General features: G+C 66.0%; 21 protein-coding genes. 12 read left to right on the forward strand and 9 right to left on the reverse strand.

Features of this window, described 5'->3' with window-relative positions; genetic code table 11:
• Positions 1-70: 70 nt before the first annotated feature.
• The 8 genes from A9513_RS27100 to A9513_RS27135 all read right to left on the reverse strand — a co-directional run bounded on the left by A9513_RS27100 (position 71) and on the right by A9513_RS27135 (position 8,717).
• Entirely contained in the window at positions 71-1,408 is a 1,338-nt protein-coding gene (locus A9513_RS27100) for an outer membrane beta-barrel protein (RefSeq protein ID WP_024764941.1), read from the reverse strand.
• Between the two features lie 192 nt (positions 1,409-1,600).
• Positions 1,601-2,044 carry a flagellar export protein FliJ gene (gene fliJ / locus A9513_RS27105; RefSeq protein WP_024764940.1) on the reverse strand — a complete coding sequence of 148 codons (444 nt, stop codon included), beginning with the start codon at positions 2,042-2,044 and terminating at the stop codon, positions 1,601-1,603.
• A gap of 136 nt (positions 2,045-2,180) precedes the next feature.
• Entirely contained in the window at positions 2,181-3,518 is a 1,338-nt protein-coding gene (gene fliI, locus A9513_RS27110) for a flagellar protein export ATPase FliI (RefSeq protein WP_065086101.1), read from the reverse strand.
• Between the two features lies 1 nt (position 3,519).
• A complete protein-coding gene (gene fliH / locus A9513_RS27115) occupies positions 3,520-4,218 on the reverse strand; it encodes a flagellar assembly protein FliH (protein ID WP_024766277.1) in 699 nt (232 codons plus the stop codon).
• Between the two features lie 6 nt (positions 4,219-4,224).
• Positions 4,225-5,265: a FliG C-terminal domain-containing protein gene (locus tag A9513_RS27120; RefSeq protein WP_024766276.1), complete on the reverse strand. Its 1,041-nt coding sequence runs from the start codon at positions 5,263-5,265 to the stop codon at positions 4,225-4,227.
• Positions 5,243-6,934 carry a flagellar basal-body MS-ring/collar protein FliF gene (gene fliF / locus A9513_RS27125; RefSeq protein ID WP_065086102.1) on the reverse strand — a complete coding sequence of 564 codons (1,692 nt, stop codon included), beginning with the start codon at positions 6,932-6,934 and terminating at the stop codon, positions 5,243-5,245. The genes A9513_RS27120 and fliF overlap by 23 nt, the downstream gene beginning before the upstream one ends.
• A gap of 9 nt (positions 6,935-6,943) precedes the next feature.
• Entirely contained in the window at positions 6,944-7,291 is a 348-nt protein-coding gene (locus tag A9513_RS27130) for a flagellar hook-basal body complex protein FliE (protein WP_024766274.1), read from the reverse strand.
• A gap of 25 nt (positions 7,292-7,316) precedes the next feature.
• Complete coding sequence (locus A9513_RS27135; RefSeq protein WP_141678535.1) at positions 7,317-8,717, reverse strand: sigma-54 dependent transcriptional regulator; 1,401 nt, start codon at positions 8,715-8,717, stop codon at positions 7,317-7,319.
• Positions 8,718-9,168: 451 nt separating this feature from the next.
• Between A9513_RS27135 and A9513_RS27140 the strand changes: the two genes are divergently transcribed.
• The 7 genes from A9513_RS27140 to A9513_RS27170 are packed head-to-tail and all read left to right on the forward strand — an operon-like array spanning position 9,169 to position 15,468.
• Positions 9,169-10,008, forward strand: coding sequence for a flagellar motor switch protein FliM (locus A9513_RS27140; RefSeq protein ID WP_065086103.1), 840 nt, complete (start codon positions 9,169-9,171; stop codon positions 10,006-10,008).
• Positions 10,005-10,376, forward strand: coding sequence for a FliM/FliN family flagellar motor switch protein (locus A9513_RS27145; protein WP_024767369.1), 372 nt, complete (start codon positions 10,005-10,007; stop codon positions 10,374-10,376). Before A9513_RS27140 ends, A9513_RS27145 begins: the two co-directional genes overlap by 4 nt.
• 2 nt (positions 10,377-10,378) lie before the next feature.
• Positions 10,379-11,146 (forward strand): flagellar type III secretion system pore protein FliP, encoded by a 768-nt coding sequence (fliP, locus tag A9513_RS27150; protein ID WP_141678536.1) that lies wholly within the window; start codon positions 10,379-10,381, stop codon positions 11,144-11,146.
• A 19-nt stretch (positions 11,147-11,165) separates the two neighbouring features.
• On the forward strand, positions 11,166-11,438 hold the full coding sequence (locus A9513_RS27155) for a flagellar biosynthetic protein FliQ (protein WP_045213351.1): 273 nt from the start codon (positions 11,166-11,168) through the stop codon (positions 11,436-11,438).
• Between the two features lie 4 nt (positions 11,439-11,442).
• On the forward strand, positions 11,443-12,243 hold the full coding sequence (gene fliR, locus A9513_RS27160; RefSeq protein ID WP_065086104.1) for a flagellar biosynthetic protein FliR: 801 nt from the start codon (positions 11,443-11,445) through the stop codon (positions 12,241-12,243).
• On the forward strand, positions 12,236-13,369 hold the full coding sequence (gene flhB, locus A9513_RS27165; protein WP_065086105.1) for a flagellar biosynthesis protein FlhB: 1,134 nt from the start codon (positions 12,236-12,238) through the stop codon (positions 13,367-13,369). The genes fliR and flhB overlap by 8 nt, the downstream gene beginning before the upstream one ends.
• A gap of 2 nt (positions 13,370-13,371) precedes the next feature.
• Positions 13,372-15,468, forward strand: coding sequence for a flagellar biosynthesis protein FlhA (locus tag A9513_RS27170; protein WP_065086106.1), 2,097 nt, complete (start codon positions 13,372-13,374; stop codon positions 15,466-15,468).
• Positions 15,469-15,694: 226 nt separating this feature from the next.
• Here the strand turns inward: A9513_RS27170 and A9513_RS27175 are convergent, their stop codons facing one another.
• Positions 15,695-16,057, reverse strand: coding sequence for a PilZ domain-containing protein (locus A9513_RS27175; protein ID WP_024767259.1), 363 nt, complete (start codon positions 16,055-16,057; stop codon positions 15,695-15,697).
• A gap of 355 nt (positions 16,058-16,412) precedes the next feature.
• On the opposite strand from A9513_RS27175, the gene A9513_RS27180 reads away from it, so the two are divergent.
• From A9513_RS27180 to A9513_RS27200, 5 genes are all read left to right on the forward strand, one after another.
• Positions 16,413-17,534 (forward strand): PAS domain-containing protein, encoded by a 1,122-nt coding sequence (locus A9513_RS27180; protein WP_024767258.1) that lies wholly within the window; start codon positions 16,413-16,415, stop codon positions 17,532-17,534.
• 10 nt (positions 17,535-17,544) lie between these two features.
• Entirely contained in the window at positions 17,545-18,981 is a 1,437-nt protein-coding gene (locus A9513_RS27185; protein WP_065086107.1) for a sigma-54-dependent Fis family transcriptional regulator, read from the forward strand.
• 523 nt (positions 18,982-19,504) lie between these two features.
• On the forward strand, positions 19,505-20,104 hold the full coding sequence (locus A9513_RS27190) for a dimethylamine monooxygenase subunit DmmA family protein (RefSeq protein WP_024767257.1): 600 nt from the start codon (positions 19,505-19,507) through the stop codon (positions 20,102-20,104).
• A complete protein-coding gene (locus A9513_RS27195; RefSeq protein WP_065086108.1) occupies positions 20,101-21,069 on the forward strand; it encodes a PDR/VanB family oxidoreductase in 969 nt (322 codons plus the stop codon). The genes A9513_RS27190 and A9513_RS27195 overlap by 4 nt, the downstream gene beginning before the upstream one ends.
• A gap of 14 nt (positions 21,070-21,083) precedes the next feature.
• Entirely contained in the window at positions 21,084-22,100 is a 1,017-nt protein-coding gene (locus A9513_RS27200; RefSeq protein ID WP_037014248.1) for a DUF3445 domain-containing protein, read from the forward strand.
• Positions 22,101-22,219 lie beyond the last annotated feature (119 nt).

Here is a 22,219-nt window from a genome sequence, read left to right on the forward strand (position 1 = left end):
GGCTTTCTCCAGCCCGAACGCTCCCGCCGCCGCTCTGCGGAGCGCGGTGGCGCGGACGGGCAAACGGGGGTCAGAAGTAGAAGGTGACGTCGACCGAGGTCAGCAACTGGCGCTCAGAACGACCGTCGCCATAGGCCTTGCGGCCATCGCCGTCATGGATGTCGTAGCGCAGTTCCGGACGCAGGCGCACGTTGGCCACCGGCGTATAGACCAGGTTGGTGGTGAAGCCGTAGAAGCTGCCCCAACTGGGATCGGGAATGCCGGTGGCCGGGTCGATGTACGCCATCACCACGTGGATCGGCGCGTCGGTGTAGAACCATTCGGCGCGGCTGTTCCACATCAGCTTCTCGCCCAGGCGGTGGTACCAGTTGAGGTTGCTGCCGTACCAGGTGCCGTCCTGCTTGCCGGCGAATCCGGCCAGCGCCGCATCCTTCTGCCGTCCCCAACCGGTTTCCAGGGCCAGGCGGTTGTCGCCGTTCAGCGCATGGGAAACGGTCAGGTAGGTTTCATAGCGCATCTGCCGGTCGTGCGCGTTGCCCGTGGTCGGGATCGGCGAGCCGCAGGCGCATTCGGCGAAGCTGTCGTCCGCGCCGTTGCCATAGATGTTTTCCCAGTCCACCCAGGTGCGGAAATCCGCCGAGCGCCAGCGCAGGTTGGCGATCAGGTGCGGATCGTGGTTTTCCGACTGCAGGTTGTTCCAGCCTTGCACCAGCCCCAGCTCGAAGCCGAGCATGGACTCGTCCTTGGCGCTGGGCAGCTTGAACGAATAGAGCGCGCCGGCATGCTTGGCCGGACCGTGCATGAACGAATAGGTATGGGTGTAGAAGTCCGCCGGAGCGGGCGTCGGCAAGGGGAAGCCGATCTCGTTCTCCAGCGGCGTGTGGAAGATCCCCAGCATCAGGTCGGAACCGCCCAGCACCGGGAAGTAGAAGTCCAGGTAAGCCTGCGCAATGTTGAAGTTCTCGTCCTCGGGGCCGGCGGCGCGGTTGACGCCCAGGTCCTCGTCCCAGCCGTAGGTCTTGAAGAAGCGCGCATCCTTGCCATAGAGCGCGGTGACGTTGAAGCCCCAGTCGGCCTCCTGCGGCATCGTTCCAGGGAAGGGGCCGACCCGGCCGATCACGTTGCTCCCGGGCTGACGCTCCACCGCCAGGGCGAACTGATTGAGGTTGAAGCCCTCGCGGGAGTTGAAGAAGCCCTGGCCGGCGACATCGCGGCTGCCGTTGTCGTTATACATCAGCCCGGCTTGCGCCCAGCCGCCGACACGGATGCCGTAGTCATCCTCCAGTTGCGGGCCGAACAGGTTCCGCGCCAGCGAGCCAATGGGGCCGTCGGCGGCATTGCCTGCCAGCGGCACAACGGACAGGGGCGCCAACAGCGAGGTGCAGAACAGCAATGGACAAAGGTTCATGCCGCAGTCCTTTTATTGTTATTGGATGGCGTTGAACCGACGGCGGAAAAGCGGAACATTCCCTCTCCCGCCTCGACACACACAGCGGCGTGCCCGGCGGGGGTGGACGTTACGCAGCGGGAATTGTTGCAACAATCGCCATTTAAGCGACTTCAGTGTTCGTGCATGCAGAACAATGCGTTAAGCGACGGGCTAGGGAGTAGGAGGTCGCAAACGCTGGGCGAACTCATCGAGTTGCTTCTGCTCGTATTTGTCGGCGGCCAGGCGCGCTTCCTCGCGGTAGCGCTCCACCAGTTTGCGCAGGCCTTCCAGGCGCGCGTACTTCTCCTGCCAGACGGCCCGCGCCTTGTCGGCGGTGTCCTGGTGCCAGCTGACGGAGCGGTTCTGCTGCTCCACCGCGCCTTCGAGCTGGGAGAGGAAGCGCTGGTAGTTGATCAGCCACTGGCCACTGACGCCCTGCTGGCCATTGCGGATCCACTGCTGCTGGTAGTCGAAGCGGTAGCGTTCCAGCTCGGCAAGTTTGCGCTGCGCCTGCTGTAGCTGACCCTGCACCAGACCGAGCTGGCGCGCGGCTTCGCGCTCGGCCTTGAGCGCCATCTCGACCACCGGAGCCAGGCGTTCGGCGCGGCGGTTCACAAGCGCTTCTCCCGCTGCGTTTTCCGTGGGATGGGTGCAGAGCAGCGATACCCATGCTGCGATTCGCCGCAAGCTGAAAGACGATGGGTATCGCAAGCTCCCCCCATCCTACCAACAGCTTCGTGGAGACCGGGCATCAGCCGGCCTTGCCGCTGACCACGGCGTCCAGCAGCAGGCGGCTGTCGTCGAGGTTCTGGCTTTCGTCCAGCCCCTGGCGGAGGAACTGGCGCATGATCGGGAAGCGCTGGATCGCCAGGTCGGTTTCCGGGTCGCCACCGGCCACGTAGGCGCCAACGCTGATCAGGTCGCGGCTCTGCTGGTAGCGCGACCACAGTTGCTTGAAGCGCTGGGCATCGCGCAGGTGCTCCGGCGAGGTGACCTGCGGCATCACCCGGCTGATGGAGGCTTCGATGTCGATGGCCGGGTAATGGCCTTCCTCGGCCAGCCGGCGCGACAGCACGAAGTGGCCGTCGAGCACACCCCGCGCGGCGTCGGCGATCGGATCCTGCTGGTCGTCGCCTTCGCTGAGCACGGTGTAGAACGCGGTGATCGAACCGCCGCCCTTTTCACCATTGCCGGCGCGCTCAACGAGACGCGGCAGCTTGGCGAACACCGACGGCGGRTAGCCCTTGGTCGCCGGCGGCTCGCCCAGGGCCAGGGCGATCTCGCGCTGGGCCATGGCGTAGCGGGTCAGCGAATCCACCAGCAGCAGCACGTCCTTGCCCTGGTCGCGGAAGTAGGCGGCGATGCTGTGGCACAGCTCGGTGGCCTTCAGGCGCATCAGTGGCGATTCATTGGCCGGCGCCACCACCACCACGGCCTTCTGCAAGCCTTCCGGGCCGAGGGAGTGTAGGATGAACTCCTGCACCTCGCGGCCGCGCTCGCCGATCAGCCCGACGACGACCACATCGGCCTTGGTCTGCCGGGTGATCATGCCCAGCAGCACGCTCTTGCCCACGCCGCTGCCGGCGAACAGGCCGACGCGCTGGCCCTTGCCCAGGGTCAGCAGGCCGTTGATGGCGCGCACGCCAACGTCCAGTGGCTCGGACACCGGGCGCCGGCGCAGCGGGTTCACCTGCGGCAGCTCGGTGGGCAGGGGATGTCGGCCAGCAAGCTTGCCGAGGCCGTCCAGCGGTTCGCCGAGGCCGTTGACCACGCGCCCCAGCCAGGAATGATCGATATGCAGCACGGCTTCGTCCGGCGCCGGGAAGACCCGCGAGCCGGAGGTCAGGCCGACGGGCTTCTTGAAGGGCATGAGGTAGGTGATGTCACGGTTGAAGCCGACCACCTGCGCCTCCAGGCGCTCGCCGTCGGCGACTTCCACGTAGCAGCGCTGGCCGGTCATGCGCCGGCAGCCGAGGCTTTCCAGCAGCAGGCCGGAGACGCGCACCAGGCGACCGCTGACCCGCGCCAGCTGGACCGAATCCAGCGAGCGCAGCGCTTCTTCGAGCTTGAAGCCGTCGCCCAGGGCCACGTCAGTCTTCGTCCTGCAGGTGCGCGCTCAGCGCTTCCATGCAGCTGTCCAGGCGCTGCTGGCAACCGATATCGGCTTCCGCCTGGGCGGTGACCACACGGCACTCGCCCAGCGCCAGGCGCTCGTCCGGCACCAGGCGCCACCTGGCGGCACGCTCGGGGTTCAGCTCGCGGATGCGCGCGCACTCTTCCGGGTTGAGCAGGATCTGCACCTCGCCCTGCTCGCCCGGCATGGCGGCAAGGGCTTCCTCGGCCAGCGTCAGCAACTGCGTGGGATTGAGCGTGAGTTCGACGCGGATGACCTGCCTGGCGACTTTCTGCACCAGCTCCAGCAGCTCTTTCTGCCGCGCGTGCTGGAAGGCCTGGTGATAGTCGGTGAAGGCAGCGACGGCGGCCTGCAATGGCGCACTGGCTTCGTCGAACACTTGCCGGCCAGCGGCTCGACCTTCCTCGCGGCCCTTGCGCAGGCCGTCCTGGCGACCGGCTTCGAAGCCTTCGCGCAGGCCTGCCTCGCGGCCTTCGCCGACGCCGTCCTGGTAGCCCTTCTCCAGGCCTTCCTGGAAGCCTTCGGAGATGGCGCGCTGGCGCGCGGCCGGGTCGCTGTCCCAGCCGTGGTTGTCGGCGCTGGCGGTCGCGCAGCGCGGCGGGAAGCGGTACGGGCGCCAGGCGCGGCTGTCGGCCTTGATGACTTTGATCGCCATGCGCGGTTACTCCACCGTCTGCTCGCGGAACAGCTGCACCTGCAGGTCGCCCTCGGCGGCGAGATCGCGCACAACGCCCATGATCTCCTTGCGCACCTGCTCCACGCGGCTCAGCGGCACCGGGCCCTGGCGGCGGTTGATCGATTCCATCTGCTGCATCTGGCGCTTCGGCATGGCGCCCTGGATGGCGCGCACCAGCTCGGGTTCGGCGCCTTTCAACGCGACCACCCACTCGTCCAGCGGGATGACTTCCAGCAGGGTCTGCAGCACTTCCTGGTTCTGCCGGGAGAGGATGAAGAAGTCGTACATCTCATCCTCGATCCTGCCGACCAGGCTGTCGTTGTGGGCGCGCAGCAGCTCGAACATCTGGTTCCGGTCGCCCTTGAAGCGGTTCATGATGTCCGCCGCCTGCTTGACCCCGCGCACCTGCGAACCCTGGGTGGAGAGCACGCGCAGGCTGCGGTCGATCAGCTGCTCCAGCTCGGCGATGACGTCGCTGTTCACTTCGCTGAGGTTGGCGATGCGGAACAGCAGCTCGTCCTGGCGCTCGGCCGGCATGGCTTCGAGCACGTCGGTGGCCATGCCCGGCGGCAGGAAGGCGAGGAACACCGCCTGCATCTGCGCGTGTTCCTTGGCGATCAGCGCGGCGAACTGCTTGGGGTCGATCCACTCCATGCGCGCCATCTTGGCGCGGATTTCCTCGCCGTAGATGCTGTCCAGCAGGTTGCGCGTGATGTCGCTGCCCAGCGCCTTGCCGAGCATGCCGGCGAGGTAGGAGCGCGAGGCGCCCTTGATGCTGGACTGCAGCTTGTAGTCGTCGAAGAAGCGCCCGATGACGTCGGAAACGGTGTTCTGCTTGACGTTGGACAGCCGCGCCATCGCCTGGCTGATGCTGACGATCTCCTCGCGGCTGAAGTTGCGCAGGATGCCCGCGGAGGCTTCGTCACCCATGCTCAGCATGAGGATCGCCGCCTGTTCCAGCGAGCTCACGGCGCGCATCTGCGGGCCGCGCTTTTTCGGTTCTTCAGGCAGGCTCGTGTCGGTCATTGCGGCCAATCCAGTGCTTGATCACTTCCGAGACCCGTTCCGGGTCGTTCTTCGCCAGCATCTGCAGGTGCTCGATCTGGTGTTCCAGCCCCGACCCCGGCGCCGGCAGGCGGATCTCCGAGAGCGGGTTCAGCTCGCCGAGGACGTTGAGCCCGCCGACGGTTTCGTTGGAAAGCGCCAGGCGGCGCTCGGCATCCAGGGCCAGCGGGTGGTCGCCAGCGCCTTCGGGTAGCGTGGCGGTAGCCGCCGGCTGCGCGCGCTGGGTCAGGCCGCGCACTGCCGGGCGCACGCCGAACAGCAGGAACAGCAGCGCGATCAGGCCAAGCACGCTGTAGCGCACCATGGATTGCAGGGCGCTGCTTTCCCACCAGCTCGCCGCGGACTCTTCCACCGCGGTGGCGGCGAACGGGAACACGCTGACGGTGATCAGGTCGCCGCGCTGGGCGTTGAAGCCCACGGCGCTCTTCACCATGGCCTCCAGGTCGGCGCGGGCCTTGTCGGTCCAGCCGCCTTCGGGCGCCGTGCTGGCGTTGATCACCACCGCCACGCTCTGCTGGCGCAGGGCAAAGGCCGGGTACTTGATGTGCGTGACGCTCTGGTCGAAATCGTTCTGCCGGGTGGTCTCGTTGCGGGTCGAGGTCGCGGCCTTGTTGTCGGTGCCGGCGACCTTGCCGTTGCCGGCCGGGGCGTTGGCGTTCTGCGCCTGGCCCTGCTGCGCCTGCGGCGGCGGCTCCGGCGGACGGTTGCTCAGCGAGCCGGGTACGCCGAGGGCCAACTGGTCGAGGGTGGTCTCGTTGCGCAGCGATTCACTGCGCAGGCGCGGCGCCTCGCCGTAGGCCTGCAGGGTCTCTTCCTTCTGGCTGAAGTCGATGTCGGCGGAGACGCTGATGCGGTAATTGCCCAGGCCCAGCACCGGCGCCAGCACTTCCTCGACATTGCCCACCGCCTTGCGCTGGTACTCGTCCACCGCCTGCCAGTTCTGCGACGGGCCGCCAGCACCGTTGATGCCGCGCGACAGCAGCACGCCGTTCTGGTCCACCACGCTGACGTCCTCGGGCTTGAGCTGCGGCACGCTGCCGGCCACCAGGTTGACGATGGCGCCGACCTGCTCCGGGCTCAACCGCTGGCCGGGCGCGAGTTGCAGCAGCACCGAGGCCTTGGCCGGATCGCGACGGCCCACGACGAAGGAGTTGCTGTCCTCGCGGGCGACGTGCACACGCGCCTGCTCGATGCCCTTCAGGCCCATGATGGTCCGCACCAGCTCGCCTTCCAGGCTGCGCTTGAGGCGCACATCCTGGAGGAAATGGCTGGTGCCCAGCGGCTCGTCCTTGTCGAACAGCTCGTAGCCGGCCGGCACCGATACCTTCACGCCCTTGGCCGCCAGCAGCATGCGCGCGCGGGCCAGGTCCTCCTCGCGCACCAGCACCTGGCCGCTCTGCGGGTGCAGGCGATAGTCGAAGGCTTCGGCGTCGAGCACCTGCATCACGTCGGCGGCCGGATAGGCTTCGCCGGCGCCGTACAGCGGGCGATAGGCCCCCTGGTCGCGCCACAGGTAGAAGACCACGGCGGCGGCCAGCAGCGCGGCGCCCAGGGCAATGCCGAGCAGCCCCAGGCGCGGGTCGAGCTTGAGTTTGTCGAGCGGCAGGCGCCCTTTGAGTTTCTGCAGCACTGTCAGTCCTTACAGCGGCATGCGGATGATTTCGTCGAAGGCGCCGGTGAGCTTGTTGCGCACCTGCAGCAGCGCGGAGAACGACACGCTGGCCTTCTGGCTCTGGATCATGGCGCCGACCAGGTCGTCGCTCCGGCCGCTGTCCACCGCGGCCATGGCGGCGCTGGACTGGTGCTGCTCGGCATCCACCGAGCGCAGCGCCTGCTCGAAGCTGGCGCCGATGCCCTGTACCGGCGCACTCTCGTCGAGTTGCGTGGCGAACTGCGCGGCGGGCCGCACGGCCGGGCCGCTGGCCAGGTCGGCGTAGCGGTTCATCCGGTCCAGCATGTCCTGCTGCACCTGCATGATCGAACTCATGGAAGGTCTCCCCCGGAAGACGAAATCAGAAGTGCACCTGCACGCCCTGCTCACGCATCGCGTTGAGCCGGTAGCGCAGTGCGCGGGTGGTCATGCCCAGGCTCTCGGCGGCCTTGGTCTTGTGCCCGCCGAAACGGCGGATGGTGTCGATCACGTGCTGGTACTCGGCGAGCTTGCCGCTGGCGCGCAGCGCGGCGCGGCCGCCCTCGGCCGCCAGCGGGATCACCGCGGCAACGCTGGCCATGGGCGCTTCCGGCGCGGCCAGGCCGAGGTCGCGGGGCTGGATGAACAGGCCGTTGCGCAGCACCAGGGCGCGTTGCAGGGTGTTCTCCAGCTCGCGCACGTTGCCCGGCCAGTCGTGCTGCAACAGCGCGCGGCTGGCGGACTCGGTGAGCAGGTCGTGCTCGGCGTCCTGCGGGGCGTACTGGCGGATGAAGCGCCGCGCCAGCGGCAGCACATCTTCCTTGCGCTCGCGCAGGGGCGAGATGTGCAGGGGCAACACGTCGAGGCGGAACATCAGGTCGGCCCGGAAGCGCCCTTCGTTGACCTCGGCCTGCAGGTCGCGGTTGGTGGCGGCGATGATGCGCACGTCCAGTTCGATCTCGCGGCGCCCGCCCAGGCGCTCCACGCGCTGCTCCTGCAGTACGCGCAGCAGCTTGGCCTGCAGGGCCAGCGGCAGTTCGCCGATCTCGTCCAGCAGCAGGGTGCCGCCGTTGGCCAGTTCGAACTTGCCCGGCTGGGCATTCACCGCGCCGGTGAAGGCGCCGCGTTCGTGGCCGAAGAGGATGGATTCGAGCATCGCCTCGGGGATCGCCGCACAGTTCACTGCGATGAAGGGCGCGTCCGGGTTGGCGATGCCGTGTATGTAGCGGGCCAGCAGTTCCTTGCCGGTGCCGGTCTCGCCGGTGATCAGGATCGGCGCGCGGGTCTGCGCTACGCGTTGCGCCATCGCCAGCAGGCGGCGGCCGGCCTGGGAGCGCGAGACGAACAGTTCCTGGGCGGCGCTGGAGGCTTCCTGGCGACGCAGCAGCGCGGCCAGCTGGCCGGCGCCAAAGGGTGACAGCAGGTAGTCGACGCAACCGAGGTCGAGCAGGGTGGCGGCCTTGTCCTGCTCTTCATAACCGACGATGGGCACCACGTCGCGCTCGCGGCCATCGCTGAGCAGCGCGCCAACCTGCGCATAGAGGTCGGGAGCGGGGAAAGCGCCGGCGAGGATGAACAGCAGCGCAGCGTCGCTGCGCGCACGGGCCAGTTCGGCGAAGCCGGAGAAGCGTTCGACACGGCAGCCTTCGGCCAGCAGCGTCTGCAAAAGGAGGGCGTGAGCGGCGTCCGCGGACGGCCCGATGATCGCAACTTTTTTCTGCGCCGGCCGCTCTACGAGCAGCGTTTCACATAATTGATCGATCGACTGGCTTACACTGTTCACCGCAACTTTCCATTCGCTAGTGCGTTCGAAAAGCCTTTCGTTGGTCAATCGCCAGCGTCTGCCGATCAAATTCTCGGCGACTGCGAAACCTTTTAACGAAATGGCTATCTCACGGGTGGCATTGCAACAACTTCGTCACACATGAAGTTACTGCAACCTGTAACTAACCCACCCACACTAACAAGTGCCAGCACTACGCCATAGCTTCTCGCCGATTAATTAAGATCAATAGACAAAAAGTTCCGTCAAAAACAGCATTTGATATCTATTGATTTAATCGGGCGACCTCAGATCGCTATCATTGCGCCACGTCAGCAGCCTGTGATGCAGCAATTTCAGGCCCTGGCAGACAGAGCATGCCGCGAGCAACGATCAGCCGACCCCGGCGGTCACGACACTTCCCGTGTCCTTGGGCAGATGGCAGATCGAACCTGGAAGTACGACGCTGAGCATGACTGGCAAATCAAAAGTCCACCATGGTGTGCCCGCCGACAGTCTGATCCGACTGAAACCGCAGAAACTCGGCCGGCATTATCACAAGATTCCGCAGTACATCAAAGAGATCTCCGGAAAGTATCCGCGGATCATCAGCGACTATTTCCTGCGGCATTATCGAATCAATCTCGAACTGGATAACCTGCGTATTCACGAGGAACTTCCCCGTGAACTGGAATGCCTCTTCGATTCGCCCCTGGGCAAGTTCGGTTTCGCCATGGACCGCGCCCTGCTGACCGAAGTCATCGAGTGTTACTACGGCGGCACCCTGGTCGCCAATCGCGACACGCCGCCGATCAGCAGCTCCGAGCAACGCATGCTCGACCGCCTCGGCCTGGACGTAGTCGACCTGTTCGGCCGCGCCCTGCTGATGGGCGAGTCGGTGGGCCGCCTGCAGCAGATCGACCCCACCTACGAAGAGGTGCAGTGGGAGTACGTGGCCGAGTTCAGCTACGTCAGCCACCTGACTGGCGAACGCTCCTCGCTCTACCTCTACCTGGACAATCCGCTGGCGGACGAACTGACCCGCCGCCTCGCCGGCCCGCCACCGCCGCGAGTGACCGGCAACCCGGTCGAGCACATCAAGCACCTGCCGCTGCGCCTGGATTGCGTGGTCGCCGCCGCCAGGATGCCGCTCTCGCAGGTGCTCGGCCTGGAGCCTGGCGATGTGCTGACGATCCGCCCGCTGGACCGCGTCGAGGTCCGCGTGAACCAGCAGAAGCTGTTCCGCGGCGCCATCTTCGAAGACGACGGCACCCTCTTCCTCTCCTCCCTGGAAAGCGTGAAAAACCCATGACCGGTTCTCTCTCCGACTCCGAGTTCGAGTCGCTGATCAACGATGGCGACCTCGACCTGACCCAGGATGCCGCCGACATTCCCGCCGAGCCCGTGCGCGCTTCGCTACCGCAACAGGACCTGAGCTTCTTCGGCAAGATTCCGGTGAACGTCACCCTGGAAGTCGCCTCGGTGGAGATTTCCCTGAAGGAGCTGATGGATGTGGACGCCAACAGCGTGATCATCCTCGACAAGCTCGCCGGCGAGCCGCTGGACGTGAAGGTCAACGGCGCGCTGTTCGCCAAGGCCGAAGTGGTGGTGATGAACGGCAACTACGGCCTGCGCGTGCTCGAACTGTGCGGCGCCAGCCTCGACGCCCTGACTGCCTGATGATGCGGCGCCGCTCCCTGACAGGCAGATCGCTGGCCACGCTGGGCCTGCTCATCGCCGCACTCTGCCCGCTCTACGCGCAGGCAGCCGGCGGCGAGGTCACGCTGTTCAACCTGCACGACACGGCGGACGGCCAGGCCTTCAGCGTCAAGCTGCAGATCCTCATCGTCATGACGCTGCTGGGCTTCCTCCCGGCGATGCTCATGCTGATGACCTGCTTCACCCGCTTCGTCATCGTGCTGGCGATCCTCCGCCAGGCCATCGGCCTGCAGCAGAGCCCGCCGAACAACGTGCTGGTGGGCATCGCGCTGATCATGACGCTGCTGGTGATGCGCCCGGTGTGGCAGGACATCTACGCCAACGCCTACCAGCCCTTCGAGGCCGACCAGATCAGCCTGGAAGACGGCCTCGGTCGCGCCAAGCAGACGCTGAGCCGCTTCATGCTCGCGCAGACCAACCGTACCTCGCTGGAAACCATGGTCTCGCTGGCCGGCGAAACCCTGCCGGAGAAACTGCAGGACCTGGACTTCTCCCTGCTGCTGCCGTCCTTCGTGCTCAGCGAGCTGAAGACCGCGTTCCAGCTGGGCTTCATGATCTTCATCCCGTTCCTGGTGATCGACCTGGTGGTGGCCAGCGTGCTGATGGCGATGGGCATGATGATGCTCTCGCCGATGATGATCTCGCTGCCGTTCAAGCTGATGATCTTTGTGCTGGTGGACGGCTGGGCCCTGATGATGGGCACGCTGACCAGCAGCGTGCAGCCGTTCTAGCGGCCTTTCGGAGAACGCCATGCTCACCCCGGAAAGCGCCGTCGATATCGTTTCCAACGCCGTGCACATCACCGCGCTGATCGTCTGCGTGCTGATTGTGCCGAGCCTGATCGGCGGCCTGCTGGTGAGCATTTTCCAGGCGGCCACGCAGATCAACGAGCAGATGCTCAGCTTCCTGCCGCGCCTGCTGATTACCCTGGGGATGCTGGTGTTCGCCGGGCACTGGATCCTGCGCACCCTCTCCGAACTGTTCATCGAGTCGTTCCATCAGGCAGGCCGCCTGGTCGGCTGATGCCATGCAGCAAGGTGCATCCATTCTGCAGGCGTTCGACACCCTGCAACTCCTGCAGGCCTGGTGGTGGCCCTTCTGCCGGATCATGGCGGTGTTCGCCCTGACGCCGATCTTCAGCCACAAGGCGATCCCCATGCGCCTGCGCATTCTCCTCGGCCTGGCGCTGACCGTCGCCCTCGGTGCCGCGCTGCCGCGCCCGCCGGCCATCGATCCGCTGTCCGCCCAGGGCCTGCTGGTAGCGCTGGAGCAGATCGCCTTCGGCCTGATGCTGGGGCTTTCGCTGATGCTGGTGTTCACCGTGTTCACCCTGGTGGGCGACGTGATTTCCACCCAGCTCGGCCTGAGCATGGCGGTGTACAACGACCCCATGAACGGCGTGTCGTCGTCCTCGATCCTCTACCAGCTGTACTTCATCCTGCTGGTCTTCCTGTTCCTCTCCATCGACGGCCACCTGCTGGTGGTGAGCATCCTCTACCAGAGCTTCATCTATTGGCCGGTGGGCAGCGGCCTGCATTACCTAGGGCTGGAGTCGGTGGCCGGCAGCCTGGCCTGGGTGTTCGCCGCCGCAGTGCTGATCACCCTGCCGGTGGTGTTCTGCATGACCCTGGTGCAGTTCTGCTTCGGCCTGCTGAACCGCATCTCGCCGGCACTGAACCTGTTCTCCCTGGGCTTTCCCATGGCGATCCTGGCGGGCCTTGCGTGCATCTGGCTGACCCTGCCGGACATCCCCGAGAACTACCTGAAGCTCACCCGCCAACTGCTCGACGCCATCGGCGTGATCTTCCGCGAGGGCGGCCATGGCTGAGCAGCACAGCGCCCAGGAAAAGACCGAAGAGGCCTCCCAGCAGAAGCTCAGGAAGAGTCGCGAGGACGGCCAGGTCAGCCGCTCCAAGGACCTCTCCACCACGCTCTCGCTGCTGGCCACGCTGATCGCGCTGAAGTTCTGCGTGGAGCATTTCTACGACGGCCTGAAGCAGGGCTTCGCGCTGTCCTTCATCGACCTGAGGAACAGCGAGATCGGCCTCGACGACCTGCCGCTGGTGCTCGGCCACCACCTGGTGCTGTTCATCACCACGCTGCTGCCGCTGCTGGTCACGCCGCTGCTGGTGGTGCTGTTCTCGATGATTCCCGGCGGCTGGATCTTCTCCAGCAAGAACTTCATGCCCAAGCTGTCCAAGCTCAATCCCATTACCGGGCTCGGACGCATCTTCTCGCTGCAGAACTGGACCGAGCTGGCCAAGTCGCTGCTGAAGATCGCAGTGCTGATCGCCGTCGCCCTCTACCAGCTGCACGGCGCCCTGCCCGGCCTGCTTGCCTTGCAACGCGGCGATGTACGCAGTGCCATTTCCACGGCTTTCAGCACCTTCTACGACATCACGCTGTCACTGCTGGTGGTGTTCATCCTGTTCTCGGTCATCGACATCCCGATCCAGTACTTCTTCTTCAAGAAGAAGCTGCGCATGACCAAGCAGGAGCGCAAGGAAGAGCACAAGAACCAGGAAGGCCGCCCGGAAGTGAAGGCGCGCATCCGCCAGTTGCAGCGCCAGCTGGTGCACCGGCAGATCAGCAAGACGATCAGGACCGCCGACGTGGTGATCGTCAACCCGGTGCACTTCGCCGTGGCGCTGCGCTACGACCCGAAGAAGGCCCAGGCGCCCTACGTGGTCGCCAAGGGCCTCGACGAGACCGCACTGTACATCCGCAAGATGGCCAAGGCCCACGACCTGGAAGTGCTCGAACTGCCGCCGCTGGCCCGTGCGATCTACGCCACCACCCAGGTGAACCAGCAGATCCCGGCGCAGCTGTACAAGGCCGTCGCCCACGTCCTCACCTACATCCTCCAGCTCAAGGCCTGGCGCTCCGGTCGCCGTGAACGCCCGGAGCTGATCCAGAACGTCCCCATTCCCGAAGAACTGCTGAACAGAGTCTGACCATGCGCCTACTGCAGTCACTATTGCCGACCTTCCAGAGCGGCCGCATCGGCATCCCGCTGATCATCCTGTCGATCCTCTCGATGATCATCCTGCCGCTGCCGCCGCTGGTGCTGGACGCCCTGTTCACCTTCAACATAGTGGTCGCCATCCTGGTGCTGCTGGTCAGCGTGTCGTCGAAGAGCCCGCTGGACTTCTCGCTGCTGCCCACGGTGATCCTGGTCACCACGCTGCTGCGCCTGACCCTCAACGTCGCCTCCACCCGCGTGGTGCTGCTCGACGGCCACACCGGCACGGGCGCGGCGGGCAAGGTGATCGAGGCCTTCGGCCACGTGGTGATCGGCGGCAACTTCATCGTCGGCCTGATCGTCTTCGTGATCCTGATGATCATCAACTTCATGGTCATCACCAAGGGCGGCGAGCGCATCTCCGAGGTCACCGCGCGCTTCACCCTGGACGCCCTGCCCGGCAAGCAGATGGCCATCGACGCCGACCTCAACGCCGGCCTGATCGACCAGAACGAAGCCAAGCGCCGACGCTCGGAAGTGGCCAAGGAAGCCGACTTCTACGGCGCGATGGACGGCGCCTCGAAGTTCGTCCGTGGCGACGCCATCGCCGGCATCCTGATCCTGCTGATCAACCTGTTCGGCGGCCTGGCCATCGGCGTGTTCGTCTACGACCTGCCGGCCGGCGCAGCCTTCCAGCGCTACGCCCTGCTGACCATCGGCGACGGCCTGGTGGCGCAGATCCCGGCGCTGCTGCTGTCCACCGCCGCGGCGATCATCGTCACGCGGGTCAACGAGTCCGCGGAAATCACCAGCCTGGTGCGCCGGCAGATGCTCGCCTCGCCGTCGCTGCTGTACACCGTCGCCGGCATCCTCGTGGTGCTCGGCCTGGTGCCGGGCATGCCGCACACCGCCTTCTTCGCCTTCGCCGCGCTGGTGGCGTTCATCGCCTGGCGGCTGTCGCTGGCCGGCCCGCCCATCGAGGCGCAGACACTGGAGCAGACCCAGGCCCTGACGCACGCGATGGACCAGGAAACGGCGCAGCAGCTGGCCTGGGAAGACATTCCGCTGGTGGAGCGGCTGTCGATCTCGCTGGGCTACAAGCTGGTCAGCCTGGTCAACGAGGCCAGCGGCGCGCCGCTGCCGCAGCGGATTCGCGGCGTGCGCCAGACGCTCTCGGAGAACCTCGGCTTCCTCCTGCCGGAAGTACAGATTCGCGACAGCCTGCGCCTGAAGGCCTCGCAGTACGCCATCCACATCAACGGCGAGCGCATCGACGGCGCGGAAATCCACGCCGACCGGCTGATGGCGATTCCCTCGCCGGAGCTGTACGGCGAGATCGACGGCATCCTCGGCGTCGACCCGGCGTACCGCATGCAGGTGGTGTGGATTCTGCCGGCCGACAAATCCCGCGCGCTGAACCTGGGCTACCAGGTGATCGACTGCGCCAGCGTGGTTGCCACGCACCTGAACAAGGTGGTGCGCGAGCACCTGCCGGACATCTTCAAGCACGACGACGTCGAACACCTGATGCAGCGCCTGACCCTGCAGGCGCCCAAGCTCGCCGAATCGCTGAAGGCGCAGCTCACTTATTCACAGCAGCACCGGGTGTTCCGCCAGCTGCTGCAGGAGGAAGTGCCGCTCAAGGACATCGTCACCATCGCCAGCGCCCTGCTCGAAGGCAGCGAGACCACCAAGGACCCGGTTCTGCTGGCCTCCGACGTGCGCTACGCGCTGCGCCGCAGCATCGTTTCGTCGATCGCCGGCGACCGCCCGGAGCTGACCGTGTTCGTCCTGGAGAACGCCCTGGAAAACACCCTGCTCGGCGCCCTGAGCATCGCCCAGCAGGCCGGCCCGGTGAGCCTGGACAACATCCCGGTGGAACCCAGCCTGCTCAACCAGCTGCAGCACAGCATGCCGGTGGTGAAGGAAAAACTGCGCAAGGAAGGCCACCCGCCGATCCTCACCGTGATGCCGCAACTGCGGCCGCTGCTGGCGCGTTATGCGCGGGTGTTCAGCCCGGGGCTGCACGTGCTGTCGCAGAACGAGATTCCGGAGCGGGTGGGGGTGCAGATACTGGGGACGCTGGGGTGATGGGGTCTGGCGGAGCGGGTGCTTTTCTGTGCGTTCGCCGCGGGGTCTCCCCCTCACCCTAACCCTCTCCCAATGGGAGAGGGGACTGTCTGCAGCGGGCTGATATTTCCACGCTCGCCGACTGACTCCGGAATAGCCACAACACACCGATCGGCCCCCTCTTCCCCTGGGAGAGGGCTGGGGTGAGGGCCCGCCCGAGCGCCGAACTACCCCTCCTGAAGATCCATCACGATAACCGCGCCCGCCCCAACAGACTGCGGTTGAAGCTCACCGACATCGACGTCACCAGCTCGGTAAACGCCGCACTCGGCCGATCCAGCTTGAACCCCTGCTCGAAGCGCGCGTTCTTGGCATCCTTCTTCGACCACTGGCAGATCGCAGTGATATCCACCGAACGGGTGTGATCCTCACGTACCGGAATCTCCAGGCGCATGTCGTAGCAACTGCCCGGCGCCAGCGGTTCCTCCGTCACCAGCCGCAACCCGCCCATCGAGACATCGAGTACCGTCCCCATGGCATCGCCGCTCAGGCGGTTGGTCACGTTGATCTGGCCGATGTGGCGGAAGGTCAATCGACGGTGCTTGCGCATGCTGGCCTCTTGTAGGGATCGGGCTCTGGGACGGACGGGGAAGAAAACGCGCGCGCATCCTAGCAGCGCCAGTCGCTCAAACGAACTCAAAAGCTATCAACTGGCCAGTATTTGCGACAGATCCCACTCGCCTTCCATCGCCGCGCGCGCCGCTGCAGCAATTCAACGGATATTCTGCAAACTGCGCTGCACGCTTGCATGGAGTGCTGCGATTTTGCACACACCCCTTCAGCACCCCCGCGGCGCACGGGCGTTTCAGGCTGGCATGCAACATGCCTTGCTCTCCCTGCGGGCCGCCGAGTGGCCGCACCGTCGTGTTGGGAATCTGCATTGGAGATCTGCCTTGGAGGGAGAAATGGACCCGCTAAAACTGCTGCTGGACAGAGGCCTGTTGCTGTCCGACAGCCTGACGTCCCAGGGACGCTTCATCGAAGTCTCCGCCGAGCAGACCGACCAGCTCGGGTACCCGCCTGGCTCGCTGGACGGCCAGGGTGCCGAACTGATCTACACCGCCGACTCGCTGAACGCGCTGATGCAGCTGTTTGCCAACCCGCCGGCCGATGAGCGCGTGCAGGACCTCGAGTTGACCCTGATCCGCCACAGCGGCGGCCTGCTGCCGGTGCTCGCCAGCGGCGTGCTGCAATGGCGCGACGGCGAGCCGGCGCGCCTGCATCTGGTGAAGATGCCGCTGGGGCCGGTCAGTCGTCGCCTGGGCGAGCTGCAGAGCGCCAATGAAGTGATGAGCCAGATGCTCTTCAGCGCGCGAGTGGCCTACTGGTGCATCGAGTTCGCCGAGTCGGTGGACGTGCGCGAGACGCCCGACGAGATCGTCCGCCAGGTGTTCGAGAACCGCTCCTACTGGCGCATGTGCAACCGCGCCATGGCCAACATCTACGAGATGCCCGCCGACGTCGATTTCAGCGAACAGCCGGTGCGCCTGTACTGGCCGCGCAGCCCGGCCAACGAGGAGTTCGTGCGGCGCCTGATCGAGGCGGAATTCCACGTCGATGGCGCGCTGTCGGTGGACCGCCGTCATGACGGCTCGCCGGCCTACGTGGAGAACGACGTGCGCGCCAGCATCCACAACGGCCGCCTGCTGCGCATGTGGGGCAGCCTGCGCGACGTCAGCCAGGAGCTGCGCATGCAGCACGACGCCGAGCAGCGTATCGAAGCACTGCGCCGGGTGTTCGACGCGGTGCCCGACGCGGTGCTGGTGATCGACGAGGCGGCCCAGCCGCAATGGCGCAACGCGGCCTTCGAGCAGACCTTCGGCATCACCCGCGCCGCCGGCCTGGCCTCGACACTGAACCGCATGCCGCTGCCCGAACGCACCTGGCAGGTGCTCGACCTGCCGGACCAGTTCGGCAACTACCAGTCCTTCAACAGCCACTGCTCGCGTATCCTCATCCGCGAGGGCGTGGCCTGGCGCGTCTTCGTGCTGCGCTTGGCGAACAAGGCGACGGAGCTACATCCATGAGCAAAGAAGCATGAGCGAAGAAGGCTTCTTCGCGCCGCTACGGATGGGCATGCGCTCCTCGGTCAGCGCGTCCGGGGAGATGCTCTCCGCGCTGCTGGAGACGCCGGCGTTGCATGCCCTGCTCGACAGCTTCAGCGAGGCGCTGATCGTCTGCGACGGCGACTCGCGGGTGCGCTTCATCAACCTGGCGGCAGAGCGGGTCAACCGCGTCACCCGCGTCGATGTGCTGGGCCTGCCCGACGTGGACTTCTTCCAGCGCTCGGCGCTGCAGTTCGACGATTTCCAGCAGGCTCTGCGCCGTGGCGGCAAGAGTGCACTGACCCGCTCCCGCGATGGCCGGGTGTTCCTCACCCGCGCCCAGGCCGTGCCCACCGGTGCCTACGAGAAGCCCTACAACCTGCTGATCCAGCGCGAATACGAGCCGGGCACCGCCGGCAGCCTGCGCAGCCCCTCCGGGCGCGCCTCGACCACCGACCTGCAGGGCCTGGGCGACCCGCAGGACAATGCGCTGCACATGTCGCCGCTGCTCTCCTCCATCGCCGACATGGGCGTTCGCGCCTTCCGCCGCCGCGCGCGCCTGCTGCTGCTCGGCGAGCCCGGCGTCGGCAAGACCGCCATCGCCCGGCACATCCACCGCGCCGCCGGCTGGGGCGACCGGCCCTTCATCGACGTGAACTGCGCGAGCATCCCCGAGACGCTGTTCGAGTCGGAGATGTTCGGCTACGAGCGCGGCGCCTTCACCGGCGCATTGCAGTCGGGCAAGCGCGGCTATATCGAGAGCGCCTCGGGCGGCACGCTGTTCCTCGACGAGATCGGCGAGATCCCGCTGCAGGTACAGGCCAAGCTGCTCAAGTTCCTGGAAGACGGCACCATCCAGCCGGTGGGTTCACCGCTGTCGAAACAGGTCCAGGTGCAGGTGATCGCCGCCACCAACAAGGACCTGCGCGCCCAGGTCGCGGCCGGCGAATTCCGCGCCGACCTCTACTACCGCCTGGCCGTGCTGCCGGTGGAAATCCCGCCGCTGCGCGCCCACCGCGACGACCTGCCGGTGCTGATGGACATCCTCCTGGCGCGGATCAACCGCGACCGCCAGCCGCCGCTGCGGTTGTCCTCGGCATGCCGCGAACGCCTGCTGGGCTATGACTACCCCGGCAACATCCGTGAGCTGGTGAACATCTTCGAACGCCTGGCGGTACTGGCCGACGATGTCGCCGATGAACTGCACCTGCCGCCGGAGCTGCTCGGCGCACCGCCGGCCGGCAGCCCCGTCGCGCTCGACGAACCGGCTGCGACCATCGACGACCAGCCGCTCAAGGCCCAGGTGCAGCGCTACGAACGCCAGGTCATCCTGCGCGCGGTGCGCCTGTGCGGCAGCAAGCGCAAGGCGGCGATCCACCTGGGCATCGACGTCGGCACGCTGATCCGCAAGTTGCAGCGCGACGACTGAGCGCCGCCTGACACAGCGTGCCCTGTACCGAAGCCCCTCACCCTAACCCTCTCCCAGAGGGAGAGGGGACTGATCGGCGCGAGCTTCACCTAACGAGCTCGCCGGCTACCCCCCAGCTTTCAGAGCGCTCCAGACGGCCCCCTCTCCCTCTGGGAGAGGGCTGGGGTGAGGGCAGCCGCAGGCACCGAGGTACGACAAGGTTCGCGAACAAGAACTAAGCGCTCCCTTCTCTCCTGCAAAAGCCCACCATCCATGCATCCGCGGGACTACCCGGTCACGCGGCTTTTACGCATCCAGCACAAATGCCCCTGCGACAATCCACCGCTGCATCCCTGCCTACAGCCGTTGTCATTTCTGCTTACACCTCTGATCTCGTATTTTTACTTTTCCTTTAAATTTCAATTACTTAATTATTTGGCACAGTCTGTGCCCTGTCTCCTTCGACCCGTGACCGTGCGCGGGTCCTCGAATCGCGCTGGCGCTCCTGACCGAGAGAGCCGGCAGTTCTGGAGGCACAAGAATAATGCTCATCACAGGTATCAAGAGCCGGCCGGTCTACGACCAGTTGCGCCCGCTCGCCGGTGGCAACCACCACATCATCGCCGGCCAGGGCAGCGGCGGCAGCGCCATGCTCCGTCTGCTCGCCGAAATGCCGCGCACCGCACCCATCCGCGTGCTGTATTCCAGCGAATCCTTCTCCGGCCAGGATCACCTCGCCGCCCTGCGCGACATCACTGACGTCGAGCTCTCGATCTACCCGAGCAACCGCGCGCTGGTCGATGACCTGCACGCCCTGCTGGGCCAGTCGCGCATGGGCACCCGCCTGTACCTGGCCGGCTCCGAGAGCTTCATCGGCACCGCCATGCAGGCCGCCGACGCGATCAACCTGAACAAGGACGAAGTGCTGCGCGAGCACGCCGGCTCCTTCGTCCGTCGCGTCTGGTGCGTGCATTGCGACGGCTACACCGAGAACGTCACCCAGCGCGTCTTCGACTGCCCGCATTGCGCCCGCACCCTGGTGGTCCGCGACCACTATTCCCGCCGCCTCGCCGCCTTCCAGGCCGTGAAGGCTGACGCCGAAGTCCCCGGCGAACTGCCGGAAGCCGAGGAGCTCGACACATGAGCCAGTCCAACGGAACCCTGAATGTCCGCGTTACCCATATCGAGCAGGTGACCCCGGAGATCAAGCGCTTCACCCTGGCCTCCACCGACGGCGCGCACCTGACCCCATTCTCCGGCGGCAGCAACGTCGTGGTGCTGATGCCCCACGCGGCCGGCACCTACCGCAACGCCTACTCGCTGATGAGTTCGCCCTACGACGCCAGCGCCTACCAGATCGCCGTGCGCCGCGTGGAAGAAGGCCGTGGCGGCTCGAAGCACATGCACGACGTGGTGAAGGAAGGCGACGAGCTGGAAATCCTCCGCCCGGTGAACCTGTTCCCGCTGAGCAAGCACGCGCGCCTGCACCTGTTCATCGCCGGCGGCGTGGGCATCACCCCGGTGTGCTCGCAACTGGCCGAACTGCGCCTGCGCGGCACGCCCTTCGAAGTGCACCTGGCGGTGCGCGGCGACGCCCACGCGCGCCTGGGTGAAGAACTGCTGCAGGAATACGGCGACGCCGTGCGCCTGTACCGCGACGAGCGAGGCGAGCGCCTGGACATTTCGGCGGTGCTGGCCGACCGGCCACTGGGCAGCGACGTCTACGTCTGCGGCCCCGAGGGCATGATCCAGGCAACCATCGATGCCGCCCACGCCCATGGCTGGACCGACAGCCACATCCACTTCGAGCGCTTCCTCGAACAGGGCAGCGTCGGCGAGGCGTTCCAGGTCACCCTGGCGCGCAGCGGCGCGACCATCGACGTGTCGCCCGACCAGAGCCTGCTGGAGGCCGCCGAGGCTGCCGGCCACGACATCCCGTACCTGTGCCGCGGCGGCGCCTGCGGCATGTGCGAGACCAACGTCCTCGAACTGGAGGGCGAAATCCTCCACACCGACGACTGGCTGTCCGACGAGGACAAGGCCGCCAACAAGAAAATCATGCCCTGCGTGTCGCGTGCCAAGTGCTCGCGGCTGGTCATCGACTGCTGAGCCGGAGAACGACCATGACCATCCAATTCCGCCCCGACGAAACCTACCGCGACGATTACACCTACGCCAACAGCCAGGCCTGCATCGACCGCGCGCCCTGGCCCTTCCCGGACGACGAGTACATGTACTCGATGAACCTGGAGCCGCACGTCAGCGTGGGCAACGATGCCTTCCGCGCGGTGTTCGACATCGACGAGCACTACATCAGCGAATGCCGTGACCGTGCGATCACCCTGGAGAAAGACCCGGGCATGCATTACGTCTCCGCGCCGCACATGATGGAGGCGCAGTGGGACCTGCTCGAGCTGATCATGGAGTCCTATGCCAAGGACTACCCGGAGTACTTCTCCCTGGAGAAGGACGGCACCCGCTGGCACTGGACCAACAAGCTGCTGAACATCGACGACACCTTCACCTTCGGTGATCCGGCGACCCTGCCCTACGAGCCGATGGAGTACGTCACCCGCCAGGCCCAGGGCGACTGGGTATTGCAGGAAGAACGCGACGGCACCCTGTACTGGGGCGCGGGCATCGCCACCCAGCGCGCCGACTACTCGCTGCGCTTCAACCTGGGCATGGCCTGGCACGAGTTCCACGGCCCGGTGCCGCTGGTGAAGGAAACCGGCATGCTCGACCGCGCGTTGAAGTTCCTCCTGCGTCTGCGCAACGGCCACCCGGTGCGCCGCCTGAACTGGTCGCTGACCGTCAACCCGCGCCTGGACGTGTCCGCCGAGTCCCTGCCCGAGTGGGCGCCGGACCGCACCACGGTGACCGCCGAGAACGCCGGGAAAAAGGTCTACTTGCGCATCGAGCTGCAACCGCTGCACCGTCTGCCGCGCAGCAACGCCATCGTGTTCCCGATCCGCACCTACCTGCTGAGCCTGGAAGACATCGCCACCAACCCGGCGTGGGCCAAGCGCATGCACCGCGTACTCAAGTCCCTCAACCAGGAACTGGTCGACTACAAGGGCTTCACCCGCTACCACCAGCAGGCGGTGGAGTGGCTCTCGAAGTACGACGACGGCCAGTAATACCGCAAAGAGCACCGTCGCTTTGCACACCTAAAAAACCAACCCGAAAAGGGAACCGGCGGGCGTCGTGAGGCCCGCCGGACGAATGCCTTCTGCCCATCAACCCCTGAGAGGAAACA

It is taken from the genome of Pseudomonas sp. AU12215, assembly GCF_001675465.2.
In the GTDB taxonomy this organism is placed as follows: domain Bacteria; phylum Pseudomonadota; class Gammaproteobacteria; order Pseudomonadales; family Pseudomonadaceae; genus Pseudomonas; species Pseudomonas nitroreducens.